The organism is Modestobacter sp. SSW1-42 (assembly GCF_046635825.1).
Classification (GTDB): domain Bacteria; phylum Actinomycetota; class Actinomycetes; order Mycobacteriales; family Geodermatophilaceae; genus Modestobacter.
In genome coordinates, this window is record NZ_JBISCA010000004.1 from 20,127 (window position 1) to 36,084 (window position 15,958).

Here is a 15,958-nt window from a genome sequence, read left to right on the forward strand (position 1 = left end):
CGGGTCGGTCAGACCCGGCCGGCGACCACGCGGCGGGCGCCGAACGCAGCAGCGCCCAGGCCCAGCGCGGTCAGCGCCACGACGGGCAGGGGCAGCCCGGCGTCGTCCGTGGCCAGGCCGGCCGAGCCGCCGGGGACACCGGAGGGCGAGGAGTGCAGGCCGCTGAAGGTCTGCACGGCCAGCTGGTAGCCGGCGTCGCCCGAGCCCCAGGCGTAGACGGCGGTCGCGGTGCCCTCGGCCAGCGTCAGGTCGGCCGGGCCGATCGCGACGGTGCCGGTCCCGGCGAGGGTGACGTCGGCGGAGACGGTCCCGGCGGGGACGGTCAGCGACGCCTCCTCGGGGTTGGTCAGGCCCGGGACGACGACCTGGCCACCGGCCCGCACGTCGACCGCGGGGGCGGCGGCGGTGTGCCGGACGGTGAGCCGCGCGTCGCCGGCGGCCACCGCGGACAGGTCGTTGACGAACGGCGTCAGGGTCGGCGTGCCGTCGGCGGACAGGTGCGCGACCACCGTGGCGTTGGCGCCCGCGGGGACGGCGACGTCGTCGGCCTTGACGGCCGGGGTGGCGGTCGCCGGGTCGGCACCGGCCGGGAAGACCGCCAGGTCGTACTCGCCGGCGGGCAGGGACAGCGGGTCGGTCAGCGTGCCGGGCTGGAAGTCCGACAGCAGCTCCTCGCCGTTGGCGTAGACGTCGACCGGGGTGTCCGGCACGGCGTGCAGGACCGACACCGTGGCGTTCTCGGCGGCGGAGGCGCCGGTGGCGGAGGCGAGGACGAGTGCGAGCGCGCCGGTGGTGCCGGCGACGAGCGCGAGCGGGCGGGTGCGGTTCACGGAGGTGTCCTTCCGAGGCGGTGGCCCCCCGGCTGGGCGGCCTTCCACCCCCTCTTCCGCCGGTGTCCCGCTGCCGGATGCAGCCTCGTCCTACGGCGCCAGGACGGCGGCGAGGGCGTCGAGCTGGTCGAGGGTGGCGTCCAGGTGCGGGGAGACGCGCAGCACCGGGCCGGCCAGCTCGCGCGGCGCCCGCTCCCGCCCCGGCGCCGCGGTGAGGACGCCGTGCCCGGTGCGCAGCCGGGCCGAGACCTCCCGGGCGTCGACGCCGTCCGGTGCGACCAGGGTGGTGATCGCCGTCGGCTCGTCGAGCGGCTCGACCACCCGCCAGCCACCGCGGCCGTCCAGCCGCTCGCGGGTGGCCCGGCCCAGCGCGGCCAGCCGCCCGCGCACCCGGTCGGGGCCGGCGGCCAGGTGCTCGCCGATCGCCAGGGTCAGCCCGACCCGCCCGGCGACGTGCCCCTCGTGCGACTCGTACCAGCGGGCGTGGTCGACCCCCGCGCCGCCGTCGTCGTAGCGGGCGGGGTCGGTGGACGGGGTCAGCCGGGCGGTCACCGACGGCCGCACGACCAGGAAGCCGACGCCGCGCGGCCCGGCCAGCCACTTGCGCGAGGTGCCGTAGGCCGCGTCGGCGCCCAGGTCGCAGTCGACGTGGCCGAGGGCCTGCGCGACGTCGAGCACCAGCGGGACGCCGGCGGCCCGGCACGCCGCGGCGACCTCCCGGCCCGGCTGGACGACGCCACGGTGGCTGGCGACCACGGTCAGGTGCACCAGCGCCGGCGGGTCGGTGCGCAGCAGCCGCTCGACCCCCGCGACGTCCGCCCGCCCCAGGCCGTCGGCCGGCAGGAGCACCGGCACGCAGCCGACGGCCTCGATCGCGGCCACGTTGTGCCAGTACTCCCCGGGCAGGACGGCGACCCGGCTGCCGGCCGGCAGCCGCCACGCGGCCAGCAGGGTGCGCAGCGAGGCGGTGGCGCTCTCGGTGAACGCGACGTCGGCGGCGGCCATCCCGACCAGCCCGGCGAGCACCGACCGGCCCTGCTGCAGCAGCCCGTCGGCCGCGCCCTGGGCCACGTAGCCGCCGATCTCGGCCTCGTGCCGGGCGTGCCGGGCGACGGCGTCCAGCACCGCCTCGCTCTGCCGGCTGCAGGACGCGCTGTCGAGGTGGACGCCGGCCGCGGCGGGGCGGGCGGCCCGCCAGCGGTCGCCCAGGTCGTCGTGCGGGAGAGGGCTCACCGGCAGCACGCTAGGGCAGGTGACCGGAGCCGCACGCCTAGGTGGGCGCAGACCGGGTAGGGAGTCCTCGGCCACGGCTGCCAGCACGGCGGCTCCGCAGCGGCAGGACGGGGACAGACGCAGATGGACGGGGCAGCCGTGTCCGGCACACACCGGGCACTGATCGGCGCCTCCGACGCTGCCCTCGTCGACGGGACGGTGGCGTTCGTGCAGGCCGGCATCGAGTGCGGCCAGCCCGTCGTCGTCGCCTGCACCGAGGCCACGGCCGAGCTGCTGCAGAAGGCGCTGGCCGACCGGCCGCAGGTCGTCTGGGTGGAGTGGGCCGAGGTGTACTCCAACGGGCCGGCCGCCGCGATCACCGCCGTCCGCCGGCTGGGTGAGCGGCACCGCGCCGACGGTGTCCGCGCGGTGCGGCTGGTGCTCGAGCCCTTCGACGACCCCGACCCGGACTCCTGGCGGGAGTGGCAGCGCTACGACGCCGTCCTCGACCACCAGCTGCACGAGGCCGAGCTGCTCGGCGACGACCCGCTCGAGGTCCTGTGCCTGTGCGACACCCGCCGGGTCGCGGGGCCGCTGGTCGAGGCCGCCCGCGCCACCCACCCGCTCCTGCAGGTCGACGGCGAGCAGCGGCCCAACCCCGACCACGTCGACGCCGAGGCCTACCTGCTCGCGCTGCCGGTGCCGGCCGAGCCGCTGGAGGCCACCGAGCCGCTGGTGCGCGCCGACGAGGTGCGCGACCTGCGCGGCCTGCGCCGCGACCTGGCGCTGCGCGCGGCCGACGCGAGCCCGCCCGAGGGGTCGGGCCCGGCGCTCGAGGACTTCCTGCTGGCCGTCGACGAGATGACCACCAACGCGCTGCGCCACGGCCGGCCACCGGTCGACCTGCGGCTGTGGGCGGGGGAGAAGCGGCTGGTCTGCACCATCACCGACCACGGCGCCGGGCTGCAGGACCCCTTCATCGGCTACGGCCCGGCCCACGGCGCCGACCTGTCCCTCGGCGGCATGGGCCTGTGGCTGGCCCGCCAGCTGTGCGACCACGTCGACATCACCATGGCCGGCGACGGCGTGCGGGTGCGGCTCACCACCGACCTGCCCTGACGTGACCGACCCGACCCGCGACCGGGACGAGGCCGGCCGCGCCCGCAGCGCCCGGCCCCGCGACGCGCTCGGTCGGCCGCTGCCCTACGGCGAGCCGGGCGAGCCGCGGGCGCCGGAGGGCGTCGTCCGCACGCCGCAGGACAGCCTGCGCGAGGCGCAGGACCTGCTCGACGCCGGCCGCCCGTTCCACGCCCACGAGGTCCTCGAGGACGCCTGGAAGACCGGACCGGACGACGAGCGCGACCTGTGGCGCGGGCTGGCGCAGCTCGCCGTCGGGCTGACCCACGCCGCGCGCGGCAACCGGGCCGGTGCGGGCACGCTGCTCGCCCGCGGCGCCCGGTCGCTGGGCACCGCGGGCGAGGCCGCGGCCCGGCACGGCGTGGACGACGCCGGGCTGGTCCGCTGGGCGGCGCGGCTGGGCGCGGCGGCGGTCGGCGACACCCCGATGGACCTCACCCCGCCGCAGCTGCGCGCCGGCTGACGCCGGTCGGCCCGCAGGACCACCCGCACGGGGGACGAGAGCAGGACGGCGGAGCGGTCCTCCGTGGATCATGGGCGGGTGCCCGAGTTGCCCGAGGTGGAGGCGCTGGCGGAGTTCCTGCGGGAGAACGCCGTCGGCCGGATCGTGACGCGCGTCGACCTGGCCGCCGTCCAGGCGATCAAGACCTTCGACCCGCCGCTGTCGGCGCTGGCCGGCCTGGAGCTGTCCGGCGCCTCGCGGCACGGGAAGTTCCTCGACCTCGACGTCTCCGGGGTGCACCTGGTCGTGCACCTGGCGCGCGCGGGCTGGCTGCACTGGCGGGAGAACCTGCCCACCGCGCCGCCCAAGCCGGGCAAGGGCCCGCTGGCGCTGCGGGTGCACCTGGAGCCGCCCGAGGGCGAGCTGCCCTCGGGCTTCGACCTCACCGAGCAGGGCACGCGCAAGGGGCTGGCCGTCCACGTCGTCCGCTCGCCCTCGGAGGTGCCCGGCATCGCCCGGCTCGGCCCCGACGCGCTGGCCGTGGACGCCGAGACCCTCAGCGCGCTGCTGGCCGGCCGGCGCACCCAGCTCAAGGGCACGCTCACCGACCAGACCGTGCTCGCCGGCGTCGGCAACGCCTACTCCGACGAGATCCTGCACGCGGCGAGGCTGTCGCCGTTCAAGACCGCCGACAAGCTCACCGACGACGAGCTGCTCCGGCTGCACGCCGCGATGCGCGAGACGTTGACCGGGGCGCTCGACCGCCAGCTCGGCCAGCGGGCCGCCACGCTCAAGGGCGAGAAGCGCGCCGGGCTGCAGGTGCACGCCCGCACCGGCCTGCCCTGCCCGGTGTGCGGCGACACGGTGCGCGAGGTGTCCTTCGCCGACACGTCGCTGCAGTACTGCCCCACGTGCCAGACCGGCGGCAAGCCGCTCGCCGACCGCCGGATGTCCAAGCTGCTGCGCTGATGGAGTCCCAGGGGTGCGTCTTCCGCGCCCTGGGACTCCATCGGGTCAGGCGTCGTAGCCGACGCGGTCGACCTTGCGGTGGTAGCGGGTGCCGAGCAGGCCACCGAGGACGGCGCCGATCAGCGTGGCCAGCAGGACGGCGCCCAGGGCGATGAGCCCGGCGGTGGTGGCGGTGCCCTCGTCGATCGGGATGCGCGGCAGGTCGAGCTGGGCCAGCACGTTGTACTGCGAGCCGAACAGCAGCCCGGCCAGCGCGAGCAGGACGACGACCACCAGGCCGATCACCCAGACCGCCACGCCCTGCCGCGCGCCGTCGAAGCGGGCCATCCGCCCGGCCACGTACCCGCCGGCGAGGTAGGCGAGGAACAGCGCCACCAGCAGCGCGATGCCGGCACCCAGGCCGATGCCCGAGGTCGCGGAGTCGGCGGCCTGGTCGACCGAGGCCACCTGGTCGGCCAGGCCGAAGGCGAGCCCGCCGGCCGACAGCAGCGCGATCAGCAGCACCGCCATGCCGTTGGCCGACAGCCAGCCGAAGAACGCCGCGCCCCAGGAGATGCCGCCGAAGCGCTCCTTCTGGGCGGCCACCACCTGCTGGCGGGAGGCCTGCGGGGTCGGCGCGACGGGGACGTCGTCCGGCTCGGGGTGGCGGTGGCGGGCGTCGTCCGGCCCGTCGGGGGTACCGACGGGCGCGGCGGCGGCCGGCGCGGCCATCGCCGGCAGCGTGGAGTGCCGCGCCGTGGGGTCGGGGTCGGTCACCGGGTGCTGCGCGGTGGTGTCGTCGGTCAGCCCCGCGGCCGGCCGGCCCGGGATCGCCTGGGTGGCCTCGGCGCCGCGGTCGGCGGCCGGGATGGCGTTGGTGCGCTCGGACGGGCCGGCGTGGCCGGCGCCGGCTGCGGGCCGGTCGGTCGGGATGGCGTTGGTCGCGTCCCGGCCGGCGTCGGCCGGACCCCGGTCGGCGCCGCGGTCGAGCGGGATGGCGTTGGTGGCGTCCCGGTCGGGGGCCACGATCTGGTTGGTCGCCGCGGAGGAGCCCGCGGTGGCGCCGGTGGAGGCGGCGGGAGGGCCGGCCGGCGCGCCGGCCGCGGTGCTCCCGTGGGACTCGGCGGGAGTCGGGTCGGACGAGCGGTCGCTGTGCGCTGCCATGGCGTGCCTCCTGGTGACCCGTGCTGGATCGTCGGCGACAGGGGTGCCCGCTGGGTGACCGCCCAACCGCTCCCGGGGTGCGCAAGATCAACCACTTGCGGTCACGATGGGGCATGCCCTGGGTGACCTTCGACCTGTTCAGCGCCCTGGTCGACGCGCGGACCGGCGGCTCCGCCGCGCTGGCGGAGCTCGCCGCCGGGCACGGCTGGCCCATCTCCGGCACCGAGCTGTACGACGACTGGGACGCCCGCAACAAGGCGTCCCAGCGGGACGAGCCCACCTGGGTGCCCTTCGCCGAACACTGCCGGCGCGCGCTGGCCGCCGCCTACGCCACCCGCGGGCTGGAGGCGGACCCGGCCGCCGACACCGCCGTCCTGCTGGCGACGCTGCCCGACTGGCCGCTGTGGCCCGACGTCGAGACGGCGCTGGCCGAGGTGGCCCGCACCCACCGGGTCGGCGTGCTGTCCAACGTCGACGACGACCTGTTCGCCCGCACCCGGGTGGCGCCGCTGGTCGAGCCCGGCGCGGTGCTGACCAGCGAGCGCCTGCACGCCTACAAGCCGCACCCCGAGCTCTACCGGCGCGCGGTCGCCGCCGGCGTCGCGCTGCACGTGCCCGCCTCCGCGCGGGACACCCGCGGCGCGCTGGAGGCCGGGCTCGCCGTCGTCCGGGTGCGCCGTCCGGGCCACGCACTGGACCCGGACGGACCCCGCCCGGCGCACGAGGTCGACGACCTCGGCGCGCTCCCGGCGCTGCTGCGGGAGGTCAGCGGCGCCGGGACGTGAGCCCGCGGTAGGCCCGGCTGGCCACGGCGGTGACCAGACCGGTCTCGGGCGCCAGGTCGCCGCCCGCGGCGTCCTCGGCCGAGCCGACCTCGGTCCACCAGTCCTCCAGCGGCGGCGGGGCCAGCACGTCGACCCGCTCGCCGGGCCGGGGGACGACGACCTGCACGTCGCGGGCCGCGGCGGCGGTCAGCAGCCGCTGCACCGGCTCGGCCCAGCGGTGGAACGCCAGGTTGAACGTGGCCCAGTGGATCGGCATGAGCACCTTGCCGCCGAGGTCGCCGTGCGCGCGCACCGCCTCCTCGGGGTCCATGTGGATGGCGTGCCAGGCGTCGTTGTAGGCGCCGACCGGCTGCAGGGCCAGGTCGAAGGGGCCCAGCCGCGCGCCGATGCCGGCGAAGGCCGGGGTGTAGCCGGTGTCGCCGCCGAAGAAGACCCGGTGCCGCGGGCCGGCGACCACCCACGACGACCACAGGGTGGTGTCCCGGGTGAAGAAGCGGCCGGAGAAGTGCCGGGCCTCGGTGCAGGTCAGGGTCAGCCCGGCGACCGTCGTGGCGCCGTCCCAGTCGAGCTCGACGATGCGGTCCTCGGGCACGCCCCAGCCGCGCAGGTGCGCACCGATGCCCAGCGGGACGACGAACGGCGCCGTCTGGGTACGGGTCAGGCCGCGCACGGTGGGCAGGTCGAGGTGGTCGTAGTGGTCGTGGCTGATCAGCACGGCGTCGACCGGCGGCAGGCTCTCCAGCGGGGCCGGCGGCTCGTGCAGCCGGGTGGGGCCGAAGGTCGGCGAGGGGGAGACCCGGTGGCCCCACACCGGGTCGAGCAGCACCCGGTGGCCGTCGACCTCGAGCAGGGCGCTGGAGTGGCCGAACCAGGTGACCGCCAGCTCGCCGGCGTCGGCGGGCAGCTCGGGGCTGACCACCGGGATCGGGCCGCCGGGCAGCCCCTTGTGCCGGTCCTCGTGCCACTGGCGGAGCAGCCCGTCGCGGGCGTTGGCCGGGCTCATCGCGGGGGTGGGCATCGAGTTGTGGAACTTGCCGTCGGAGAACTGCGGCGAGCCGGCGACGGTCGGGCGCAGCTGTCTCCGGCCGGCCCCCAGCGCGACGGGCAGGCCCCAGGCGGCGCGGGCGACCCAGCTGGCGCCGCCGAGCAGGGCGGCGGTGGCGGTGACGGTGGCGGTGCGGCGGAGGAACGGCACGGCACCAGCATCCCCCGAACGGCTGTGCGACGGCGAGCGCCCCGCACCGGGAGGGGGTGTGCAGACGCTCGTGCTCTGCTGCCGGACCGGCAGCAGAGCACGAGCGTCCGTGGTGACCCCGGCGGAGGGTCGTCGTTCAGCCGGCGATGGCGGCCACCGGCGGGGTCATCGCCGCCCGGCGGGCCGGCAGCACCGACGCCAGCAGCCCGGCCACCGTGGCGACCACGACGATCGTCGCCACCTGCAGCCACGGGACGCTGATCGTCAGCTCGCCGACCTCACCGAGCGCCGAGGCGACCCCGACCAGGCCGTACGCGCCACCGACCAGCACCCCGAGCACCGCGGCGACCCCGGCGACGAGGACGGCCTCCCAGGCCAGCAGCCCGCGCAGCTGGCCGCGGGTCAGGCCCAGGGCCCGGAGCAGCCCGCTCTCCTGGCGCCGCTCGACGACCGAGAGCGCCAGGGTGTTGCCCACCCCGATCAGCGCGATGACCACGGCCACGCCGAGCAGCCCGGTCACGACGAGCAGCAGCACGTCGACGACCTGGTCGATCGCCGCCCGCTCGGTGGCCATGCCGCTGACCCAGGCGCTCGGGACCGCGGTGCCCGCGATGTCGGTGATCTCGTCGACGACGTCGTTCTGCTCGACGTCGTCACCCAGGCGCAGCCACAGCGTCCCGGGGGCGGCGTCGGGGGCCAGTGCGGTGAGGTCGGCGGCGGCCAGCAGCGGGTCGCCGGTGTCGCCGCTGACCGCGGTGAACGTGCGGGGACCGCCGGCACCGGTGAAGGTGACCTCCTGGCCGGGCGTCACGCCCCACGACTGCTCCGCCCAGCCGGGCAGGACGACCGTGCCCGGCTCGGGCAGCTCCACCTGGGTGGTCGAGCGCAGGACCGGCAGCGCCTGCGCGGCGTCGACGCCCTTGACGGTCGTCTCGACCTGGTCCGGGCCGACGAGCTGGGCGCTGGTGAGCGCCGTCCCGGCGACGACGCCGTCCACGGCGGTCAGCTGGTCGAGCACCGTGGCCGGGAGCGCCTCGCCGTTGCCCTCGACGATGACGTCGGTCGGGTACGCGGCGAGCAGGCCGGCCTGGGCGGTGGCCCGGGTGGAGCTGGCGCCCACGACCATGGCGGTGGTCAGGGTGACGCCGATCAGCAGCGCGGTGGCGGTGGCCGCCGTCCGGCGGGGATTGCGGGTGGCGTTGCCCGCGGCCAGGCGGGCCGGCAGCCCGCCGACCCGGCCGAGGAGCCGCCCGGCGCCGGCGACGACCGGCGGCACCGCGCGCTGGGCCAGCAGCAGGCCGCCGAGGGAGCTGAGGACGACGCCGGCGAAGGCGAGGAAGACCTCCTGGGTGACCACGCCGAGGGCCATCAGGCCGATGCCCGGGAGGACGAGCAGCAGCCCGGCGACCAGCCGGGCCACGCCGCCACGGGAGCGGAGGGGCGCCGGGTCGGCCGGCCGCAGGGCGGCGAGCGGGGCGACCCGGGTGGCGGCGCGGGCCGGGGCCAGCGCGGCCAGCAGCGTGGTCAGCGTCCCGACAGCGAGGCCGATCGCCACGACGTGGAGCGGCACGGTGACCCCCGACAGCGGGATCGGCGAGTCGGTCCCGACGATCGCGGAGACGCCGGCGGCCAGCCCGATGCCGGCCAGCACCCCGAGGACCGAGGCGGTCAGGCCGGTGAGCAGGGCCTCGCCGAGGACGCTGCGGCGGACCTGCTGGGCGGTGGCGCCGACGCAGCGCAGCAGCGCCAGGTCGCGAGTGCGCTGGGCCAGCAGGACGGCGAAGGTGTTGGCGATCACCAGCCCGGCGACGAGCACCGCGATCGCGGCGAACAGCAGCAGGCCGGTGGTCAGGAAGTCGGCGTCGCCGGTCAGGGCCGCCACCGACTCCTGCGCCTGCTCGGCGCCGGTGCGCACGGTGAGCGCCGTCCCGGCCAGCGCGGTCGTCACCGTGTCGGCCACGGTGGCGGGGTCGGCGCCGGCGATCCGCAGCTCCAGGGGCTGCAGCGCACCCCAGGCCACGGCCTGGTCGCCGGTGGCGTACAGCCGGCCGTAGAGGTCGGCGGTGGGGTCGCCGCGCAGGTCGACGATGCCGACGACGGTGACCTCGGTGGTCGCGGCCGTGTCCGTGGCGTCGTAGTAGGTGAGCGAGAGGACGTCACCGAGGGCGGCGCCGGCGCGCTCGCTGACCGCCACCTCGCCCGGCCCGGTCGGCAGCGCGCCGGCGGTGAGGTGCTGCCAGCGCAGCTGCGGGTCGGCGGCGACCGACTCCACGCCCAGGTACTGGCTCCCGGTGCGCCCGGGGAGGACGGCCGAGACCGACGTCTCGTAGCCCGGGTCGACGGACCGGACGCCGGGCAGGGCGGAGAGCGGGGCGATCTGGTCGGTGAGGTCGGCGCCGTCCTCGGAGGTGACCACGGCGTCGGCGCCGACGTAGCGGGCGCCGGCGGCCTCGGCGACGGTGCCCTTCATCGTCTCGTTGAGCACGAGGGTGGCCACGACGAAGCCGACGGCGATGACGATGGCCAGGGTGGAGGCGACCAGCCGGGGCAGGTGCGCCCGGATGCTGGCGAGGGTGACTGCGCGCACGTCGGTCAGCCCCCGAGCCCGCGGAGCGCGTCGATGATCGAGTCGGTCGTGGGCTGGTGGACCTCGCCGGCGAGGCGGCCGTCGGCCAGCAGGACGACGCGGTCGGCGTAGGCGGCGGCGACCGGGTCGTGGGTGACCATGACGACGGTCTGGCCGGTCTCCCGGACGCTGGAGCGCAGCAGGCCGAGCACCTCGGCGCCGGCGGAGGAGTCGAGGTTGCCGGTGGGCTCGTCGGCGAAGACGACGTCGGGGCGGGGGAGCAGCGCCCGGGCGACGGCCACGCGCTGCTGCTGGCCACCGGAGAGCTCGTAGGGGCGGTGCTGGAGGCGCTCGCGCAGGCCCAGACGGGCGATCACGGAGTCCATCCACGCGCGGTCGGGGCGCTGCCCGGCCAGCTGCATCGGCAGCAGCATGTTCTCCTGCGCGTTGAGGACCGGCAGCAGGTTGAAGGACTGGAAGACGAAGCCGATGCGCTCGCGGCGCAGCTTGGTCAGCTGCTCGTCGCGGAGGCTGGTCAGCTCGGTCTCGCCGAGGAACACCTGCCCGGAGGTGGCGGCGTCGAGGCCGGCCAGGCAGTGCATGAGGGTCGACTTGCCCGAGCCCGAGGGGCCCATGATGGCGGTGAAGGCGCCGCGCTCGAAGGACACGTCGACACCCGCCAGTGCGTGGACGGCGGTCTCGCCGGAGCCGTAGGTCTTGCGCAGGTCGGTGGCGCGGACGGCGGTCGACAGCGACGCCGTGGGCTCACCCGGGACGGTCATGACGGGGACGGACACTTCGGCCTCCAGAGGCGGTGATCAGGTCGTGATCACGTTCTCGCCCGGATGCCTCCTCCCGCGTCGGCGCACAGGTGGGTCTTGGCCGGTGCCCGTCTGGGGCCGGGGGATGACCCGGCGTCATCCCGTGGGCTGATCCTCAGGCGTTGCGGAGCAGGTCGGCGGGGGCGACCAGGCCGGTGCGGTAGGCCAGGACGACGGCCTGCACCCGGTCCCGCGAGCCGGTCTTGGCCAGCACCCGGCCGACGTGGGTCTTCACCGTGGCCTCGCTGACGAACAGCTGCGTGGCGATCTCGGTGTTGGAGGCGCCGTAGGCCATCTGCACCAGCACCTCCTTCTCCCGCGGCGTCAGCTCGACCAGCGCCGACGGGTCGGCCGGTGCGCTGTCCGACGGCCCGCTCGCGCCGCGCAGGATCGGCGCGACGTGCTGCAGCAGCCGCCGGGTGGAGCTGGCGGCGATCACCGAGTCGCCGGAGTGCACGGTGCGCACCGCGGCCAGCATCTCCTCGGGCGGGGCGTCCTTGAGCAGGAAGCCGCTGGCCCCGGCGCCGATCGCGGCGACCACGTACTCGTCGAGGTCGAAGGTGGTCAGCACCACGACCCGCGGCGGCTCGGGCAGCGCGGTGACCTGCTCGGTGGCGGCGATGCCGTCGGTCCCGGGCATCCGCACGTCCATCAGCACGACGTCGGCCGGCGTCCGGCGGAGCAGCTCGACCGCCGCGGCGCCGTCCCCGGCCTCGCCGACGACGGTGAGGTCGGGCTGGGAGTCGATCACCATCCGGAAGCCGGCTCGCACCAGCTGCTGGTCGTCGACGAGGACCACGCGGATCGGGCTGTCTGTCATCGGGCCGAACGGTAGGGCAGGACCGCCCGGACGCCGAACCCCCCGCCGTCCCGCGGCCCGGCGGTCAGCCGCCCGCCGTGCAGCTGCGCCCGCTCGCGCATCCCCAGCAGGCCCTGCCCCTGCCCGTCGGACTCCACGATCGCGGCGGCCGCGCCCCGGCCGTCGTCGGTCACCGAGAGCTCGAGGGCGTCCGGGCGCCACTGCAGGCGCACCTCCGCACGGCCGGCGGGCCCGGCGTGCTTGAGCACGTTGGTCAGCGACTCCTGGACGATCCGGTAGGCGGCCAGCTGCGGGCCCGCGGGCATCGGCTGCGGCCGGCCCTCGACGACGAGCTCGACGTCCAGGCCGCTGGACCGGACGTCGGCCACCAGCCGGTCGATCGCGGCGACGTCGGGCTGCGGGGCGAACTCCTGCCCGTCGCCCTCGCGCAGCACCCCGAGCAGCTTGCGCATCTCGGCCAGCGCCTGCCGGCCGGTGCTGGAGATCTGCTCGAGCGCGGAGGTGGCCGCCGCCGGGTCGGCCTGCCCGGCGTAGCGGCCGCCGTCGGCCTGGGCGATGACCACCGACAGGGAGTGGGCGACGACGTCGTGCATCTCCCGGGCGATCCGGGCCCGCTCGGTCGAGGCGGCCAGCTGCATCTCCTGCTCCCGTTCCAGCTCCAGCAGCCGGGCCCGCTCTTCCAGTCCGGCGACCTGCTCCAGCCGGGCCCGGCGCAGGTCGCCCAGCGCCCAGGCGGCGATCACCAGGACGCCGATGGCACCGGCGGTGGCGACGTAGGAGAAGAGCCCGGCGCCGCCGAAGTAGGTCACGGAGGCCAGCACGGCGCCCACCAGGCCGGTCGCCAGCCCGGCGCGGCCGGCCCACCGGGGGGCGTAGGCGGCCAGCGCGTAGACCATCGCCGGCGCGGCGACGTTGGCGGGGAGGAACTGGCCCGGCAGCAGCACCAGCTCGGCCAGGCAGCCCACGACGACGACGGCGGCGGCGCGGACCGGCCGCCGCCGGCGCCAGGCCAGCGGCACCAGCAGCGCCAGCCCCACGACGGCGGAGAGCTCGCCGTCGGGCTGGTCGCCGGAGGACACGACGACGAGCACGAGGACTGCGAGCCCGGCGAGCGTCGCGTCGACGCCGAAGGGGTGCCGCCGCAGCCACCCCTCCATGCGCTGGAGCAGCGGCCGGCGCGGGGCGTCGGTCACCCCCGCACGCTCGGCGTGCAGCCGGGCGCGGCGTTGGACGCCCAGCGCCCAGGAGGCGACCACGACGCCGCCGACCGTGGCCGACGCGGTCGCGAAGCCGTCCACCTGGCCGCTGTCGTAGTAGACGCCGCTGAACAGCAGCGCGCCGACGAGGCCCGTCAGCAGCCCGGCGCGGCCGGCCCAGCGGGGCCCGTACGCCGCCAGCGCGTGGACCGTCATCGGCGCGGCCACGTTGGCCAGCAGGAAGTCGTAGGGCAGGACGACGAGCTCGACCAGGCAGGCGGCGGCCACGATCCCCGCGGTGAGCAGCGGACGGCTGCGCCGCCAGACGAGCGCCAGGCACAGCACGAGGCCCAGCAGGAGGGCGAACGGGCTGCGGTCGGAGTACAGCCCCGCCGCGGCCTGCAGGCCGGTGGTCACGACGGCGAGGAGGCAGGCGAGGGCGAGGTCGACGCGGACGGGGTGCTGCCTCAGCCGCGTCGCCGCGGGTTCGAGCAGCCGACGGTCCACGTCAGCGAGCGTAGGGACGGCGGGACGCGCGGTCGTCGTCCTGCGGGGTGAACCGCGTGTCCACCCGCGGGATGAGGCGGGCGGGGCCTCGGCCCCCCGCGCCCGGTCCTCGGTCGTGTCAGGATCCCCCGGGGGGTGGGTGTGTCCGAACCGTACGAGTTGGGCATCGAGCAGCGCCTGGCGCAGATGGTCGAGGAGCTGGTGGTGTCCCGGCAGGAGACCCGGGTCTCGCGGGCCGAGACCGCGGCGTCGCGCGCCGAGACGGCCGTCTCCCGGGAGGAGACGGTCCTCTCCCGGGCGGAGACGTCGGCGGCGCTGGTCCAGGTGGGCAACCTGGAGACCGCGCTGAAGACCTCGCGGGTCATCGGCATGGCGATGCGGATCCTGATGGTGCGCCGCAACCTCACCGAGGCCGCCGCGTTCGAGGCGTTGACGCAGGCCAGCCAGCACCGGAACCGGAAGCTGCGCGACATCGCCGACGAGGTCGTGCACACCGGTGACCTGGAGGACCTGCAGCGTCGCGGACGGCGGCCCCCGGCCTGAGCGGTCGGGTCGGTGGGCGCTCGCCCGTCCCGTCGGCCCCGCCTGGCAGGGTCGGGGCCGTGTCCACGCCCCTCGGCCCGGCCTTCTGGCGGCTGTACGCCGCCAGCGCGGCCTCCAACCTCGCCGACGGGGTCAACCGGGTGGCGCTGCCGCTGCTGGCCGCCACGCTCACCCGCGACCCGGTGCAGGTCGCCGCGCTCTCGTCGCTGGCCTTCCTGCCCTGGCTGCTGTTCGCGCTGCCGGCCGGCGCCGTCGTCGACCGGGTCGACCGCAAGCGGGCGATGGCCGTCGCCAACGTCGTCCGCGCGCTGGCCCTGGGCGGCCTGGCGGTCACCGCGCTGACCGGGACGGCGTCCCTGCCGGTGCTCTACGCCGTCGCCTTCACCATCGGGGTGGCCGAGACCTTCTACGACAGCGCCGCCCGCGCTATGCTGCCGCAGGTCGTGGCCCGCGGGCAGCTGGACCGGGGCAACGGGCTGCTGACCACCGCCGAGGAGGCCAGCCAGGGGTTCCTCGGCGCGCCGCTGGGGTCGCTGCTGTTCGCCCTCGCGGTCGCGGCACCGCTGCTGGGCACCGCCGGCGGCTTCCTGCTGGCCGCGGTCCTCGTGGTGGGCATCGCCGGCCGGCACCGGCCGGCCCGCCCCGACGGGCCGCGCACCACGATCCGCCGCGACGTCGCCGAGGGCGTCGGCTGGCTGTGGCGGCACCGGTTCCTGCGCGGGCTCACCCTGGTGTCGGCGAGCACGTCGCTGGTGCAGTCGACGACCACCGGCGTCCTGGTGCTCTTCGCCCTCGACGACCTCGGGGTCAGCGAGGCCGGCTACGGGCTGCTGCTCACCGCGTCGGGCGTCGGCGCCGTCCTCGGGGGGTTCGCGGCCGCGCCGCTGGCCGGGGTGATCGGCCGCACCGCCACCCTCGTCGTCGGCTCGGTGGTCTCCGCGCTGGCCACCGGCGCCCTCGCGGCCACGGACCACCCCGTCGTGGCCGGCGTGCTGTTCGGCGCCTCGACGGCCGGCGTCATGTTCTGGAACGTGCTCACCATGTCGTTGCGCCAGGCGCTCGTCCCCGAGGTGCTCTTCGGCCGCGTGCAGGGCGGCTACCGCACGCTCGTCTGGGGCGGCATCCCGCTCGGGGCGCTGGCCGGTGGCCTGCTCGCCGACGCCACCAGCGTGCCGATGGTCTTCGCCGTCTCCGGCGCCGGGCTGCTCCTGCTCTCGCTGGTGCTGTGGCGGCTGCTCGTCGTCCACCGGGACCTGGTCGCCACCGCCTTCGCGGCGGACCCGACGCCCACCGCGGCCTGAGGCCTACGGGACGACGGTCACCGGCCAGCGGCCCACCCGCACCAGCCGCACCGCCACCGACCCGACCACCCGGTGCCCGGCCTGCTCGGAGGCGCCCACCAGGACGGCGTCGGCGAGCACCTCGTCCGCGATGCGGGAGATCTCCGCGACCGGGTCCCCGTGCACGATGCGGAAGTCGGCCTCGACGCCGAGCTCCTCGGCCACGGGCAGGAGCTCCTCGCGCAGCCGGGTGCCGACCTCGGTGTTGGCCTCCCGGACGACGGCACCGGCGCCGGGCACCAGCCCGGCCATCGCCGGGCCTCCCTCGGCCACGAAGACGACCACCAGCCGTGAGCGCTGCCGGCGCGCGAGCCCGGCGGCGTAGGACACGGCGTGCAGCGAGGTGGGCGACCCGTCGACGCCGGCCAGGATCACCCGCGGGCCGTCGGTACCCCGCTCGAAGGGCCCGGGCCCGGGTCGTGCGTCTCCGTCGGGTCGAGGCGTGCTCACGC

At 76.8% G+C, this 15,958-nt stretch carries 15 protein-coding genes; 6 read left to right on the forward strand and 9 right to left on the reverse strand.

Features of this window, described 5'->3' with window-relative positions; translation table 11 throughout:
* Nucleotides 1-8 precede the first annotated feature (8 nt).
* Both ACGBYP_RS14435 and egtE read right to left on the reverse strand, forming a co-directional pair.
* The gene (locus ACGBYP_RS14435) at nt 9-830 is read right to left on the reverse strand and encodes a DUF4397 domain-containing protein (RefSeq protein ID WP_411585262.1); all 822 of its coding nucleotides are present in this window, start codon (nt 828-830) and stop codon (nt 9-11) included.
* 90 nt (nt 831-920) lie between these two features.
* Complete coding sequence (egtE, locus tag ACGBYP_RS14440) at nt 921-2,063, reverse strand: ergothioneine biosynthesis PLP-dependent enzyme EgtE (RefSeq protein ID WP_411585263.1); 1,143 nt, start codon at nt 2,061-2,063, stop codon at nt 921-923.
* Between the two features lie 138 nt (nt 2,064-2,201).
* Here egtE and ACGBYP_RS14445 point away from each other — a divergent pair, with 138 nt between their 5' ends.
* The 3 genes from ACGBYP_RS14445 (at nt 2,202) to ACGBYP_RS14455 (ending at nt 4,590) form a co-directional block, all read left to right on the forward strand.
* Nucleotides 2,202-3,161 carry an anti-sigma factor RsbA family regulatory protein gene (locus ACGBYP_RS14445; RefSeq protein WP_411585264.1) on the forward strand — a complete coding sequence of 320 codons (960 nt, stop codon included), beginning with the start codon at nt 2,202-2,204 and terminating at the stop codon, nt 3,159-3,161.
* Between the two features lies 1 nt (nt 3,162).
* Nucleotides 3,163-3,642, forward strand: coding sequence for a DUF309 domain-containing protein (locus ACGBYP_RS14450; protein WP_411585265.1), 480 nt, complete (start codon nt 3,163-3,165; stop codon nt 3,640-3,642).
* 78 nt (nt 3,643-3,720) lie between these two features.
* On the forward strand, nt 3,721-4,590 hold the full coding sequence (locus ACGBYP_RS14455) for an Fpg/Nei family DNA glycosylase (RefSeq protein WP_411585266.1): 870 nt from the start codon (nt 3,721-3,723) through the stop codon (nt 4,588-4,590).
* Nucleotides 4,591-4,635: 45 nt separating this feature from the next.
* Here ACGBYP_RS14455 and ACGBYP_RS14460 read toward each other — a convergent pair whose 3' ends face one another.
* Complete coding sequence (locus ACGBYP_RS14460; protein WP_411585267.1) at nt 4,636-5,733, reverse strand: hypothetical protein; 1,098 nt, start codon at nt 5,731-5,733, stop codon at nt 4,636-4,638.
* Nucleotides 5,734-5,846: 113 nt separating this feature from the next.
* Between ACGBYP_RS14460 and ACGBYP_RS14465 the strand changes: the two genes are divergently transcribed.
* Nucleotides 5,847-6,518 (forward strand): haloacid dehalogenase, encoded by a 672-nt coding sequence (locus ACGBYP_RS14465; protein ID WP_411585268.1) that lies wholly within the window; start codon nt 5,847-5,849, stop codon nt 6,516-6,518.
* Here the strand turns inward: ACGBYP_RS14465 and ACGBYP_RS14470 are convergent.
* From ACGBYP_RS14470 to ACGBYP_RS14490, 5 genes are all read right to left on the reverse strand, one after another.
* Nucleotides 6,499-7,713 (reverse strand): MBL fold metallo-hydrolase, encoded by a 1,215-nt coding sequence (locus ACGBYP_RS14470; RefSeq protein WP_411585269.1) that lies wholly within the window; start codon nt 7,711-7,713, stop codon nt 6,499-6,501. The two genes, ACGBYP_RS14465 and ACGBYP_RS14470, sit on opposite strands and share 20 nt — an antisense overlap.
* 136 nt (nt 7,714-7,849) lie before the next feature.
* Nucleotides 7,850-10,300 carry an ABC transporter permease gene (locus tag ACGBYP_RS14475; RefSeq protein WP_411585270.1) on the reverse strand — a complete coding sequence of 817 codons (2,451 nt, stop codon included), beginning with the start codon at nt 10,298-10,300 and terminating at the stop codon, nt 7,850-7,852.
* A 5-nt stretch (nt 10,301-10,305) separates the two neighbouring features.
* Nucleotides 10,306-11,061: an ABC transporter ATP-binding protein gene (locus tag ACGBYP_RS14480; protein WP_411586055.1), complete on the reverse strand. Its 756-nt coding sequence runs from the start codon at nt 11,059-11,061 to the stop codon at nt 10,306-10,308.
* 154 nt (nt 11,062-11,215) lie between these two features.
* Nucleotides 11,216-11,920, reverse strand: a complete 705-nt coding sequence (locus ACGBYP_RS14485; RefSeq protein ID WP_411585272.1) for a response regulator — start codon at nt 11,918-11,920, stop codon at nt 11,216-11,218.
* Nucleotides 11,917-13,623, reverse strand: a complete 1,707-nt coding sequence (locus ACGBYP_RS14490) for a sensor histidine kinase (protein WP_411585274.1) — start codon at nt 13,621-13,623, stop codon at nt 11,917-11,919. The genes ACGBYP_RS14485 and ACGBYP_RS14490 overlap by 4 nt, the downstream gene beginning before the upstream one ends.
* Nucleotides 13,624-13,764: 141 nt before the next feature.
* Here ACGBYP_RS14490 and ACGBYP_RS14495 point away from each other — a divergent pair, with 141 nt between their 5' ends.
* Both ACGBYP_RS14495 and ACGBYP_RS14500 read left to right on the forward strand, forming a co-directional pair.
* Nucleotides 13,765-14,166: an ANTAR domain-containing protein gene (locus ACGBYP_RS14495; RefSeq protein ID WP_411585275.1), complete on the forward strand. Its 402-nt coding sequence runs from the start codon at nt 13,765-13,767 to the stop codon at nt 14,164-14,166.
* 59 nt (nt 14,167-14,225) lie between these two features.
* Nucleotides 14,226-15,467, forward strand: coding sequence for an MFS transporter (locus ACGBYP_RS14500; RefSeq protein WP_411585277.1), 1,242 nt, complete (start codon nt 14,226-14,228; stop codon nt 15,465-15,467).
* Between the two features lie 3 nt (nt 15,468-15,470).
* Here ACGBYP_RS14500 and ACGBYP_RS14505 read toward each other — a convergent pair whose 3' ends face one another.
* A complete protein-coding gene (locus tag ACGBYP_RS14505) occupies nt 15,471-15,956 on the reverse strand; it encodes a universal stress protein (protein ID WP_411585278.1) in 486 nt (161 codons plus the stop codon).
* Between the last annotated feature and the right edge of the window lie 2 nt (nt 15,957-15,958).

Coding starts and splice junctions, on each gene's coding strand:
- ACGBYP_RS14460 (WP_411585267.1), bottom strand. CDS start 5,733: ATGGCAGCGCACAGCGACCGCTCGTCCGACCCGACTCCCGCCGAGTCC.
- ACGBYP_RS14485 (WP_411585272.1), bottom strand. CDS start 11,920: ATGACAGACAGCCCGATCCGCGTGGTCCTCGTCGACGACCAGCAGCTG.
- ACGBYP_RS14465 (WP_411585268.1), top strand. CDS start 5,847: ATGCCCTGGGTGACCTTCGACCTGTTCAGCGCCCTGGTCGACGCGCGG.
- ACGBYP_RS14480 (WP_411586055.1), bottom strand. CDS start 11,061: ATGACCGTCCCGGGTGAGCCCACGGCGTCGCTGTCGACCGCCGTCCGC.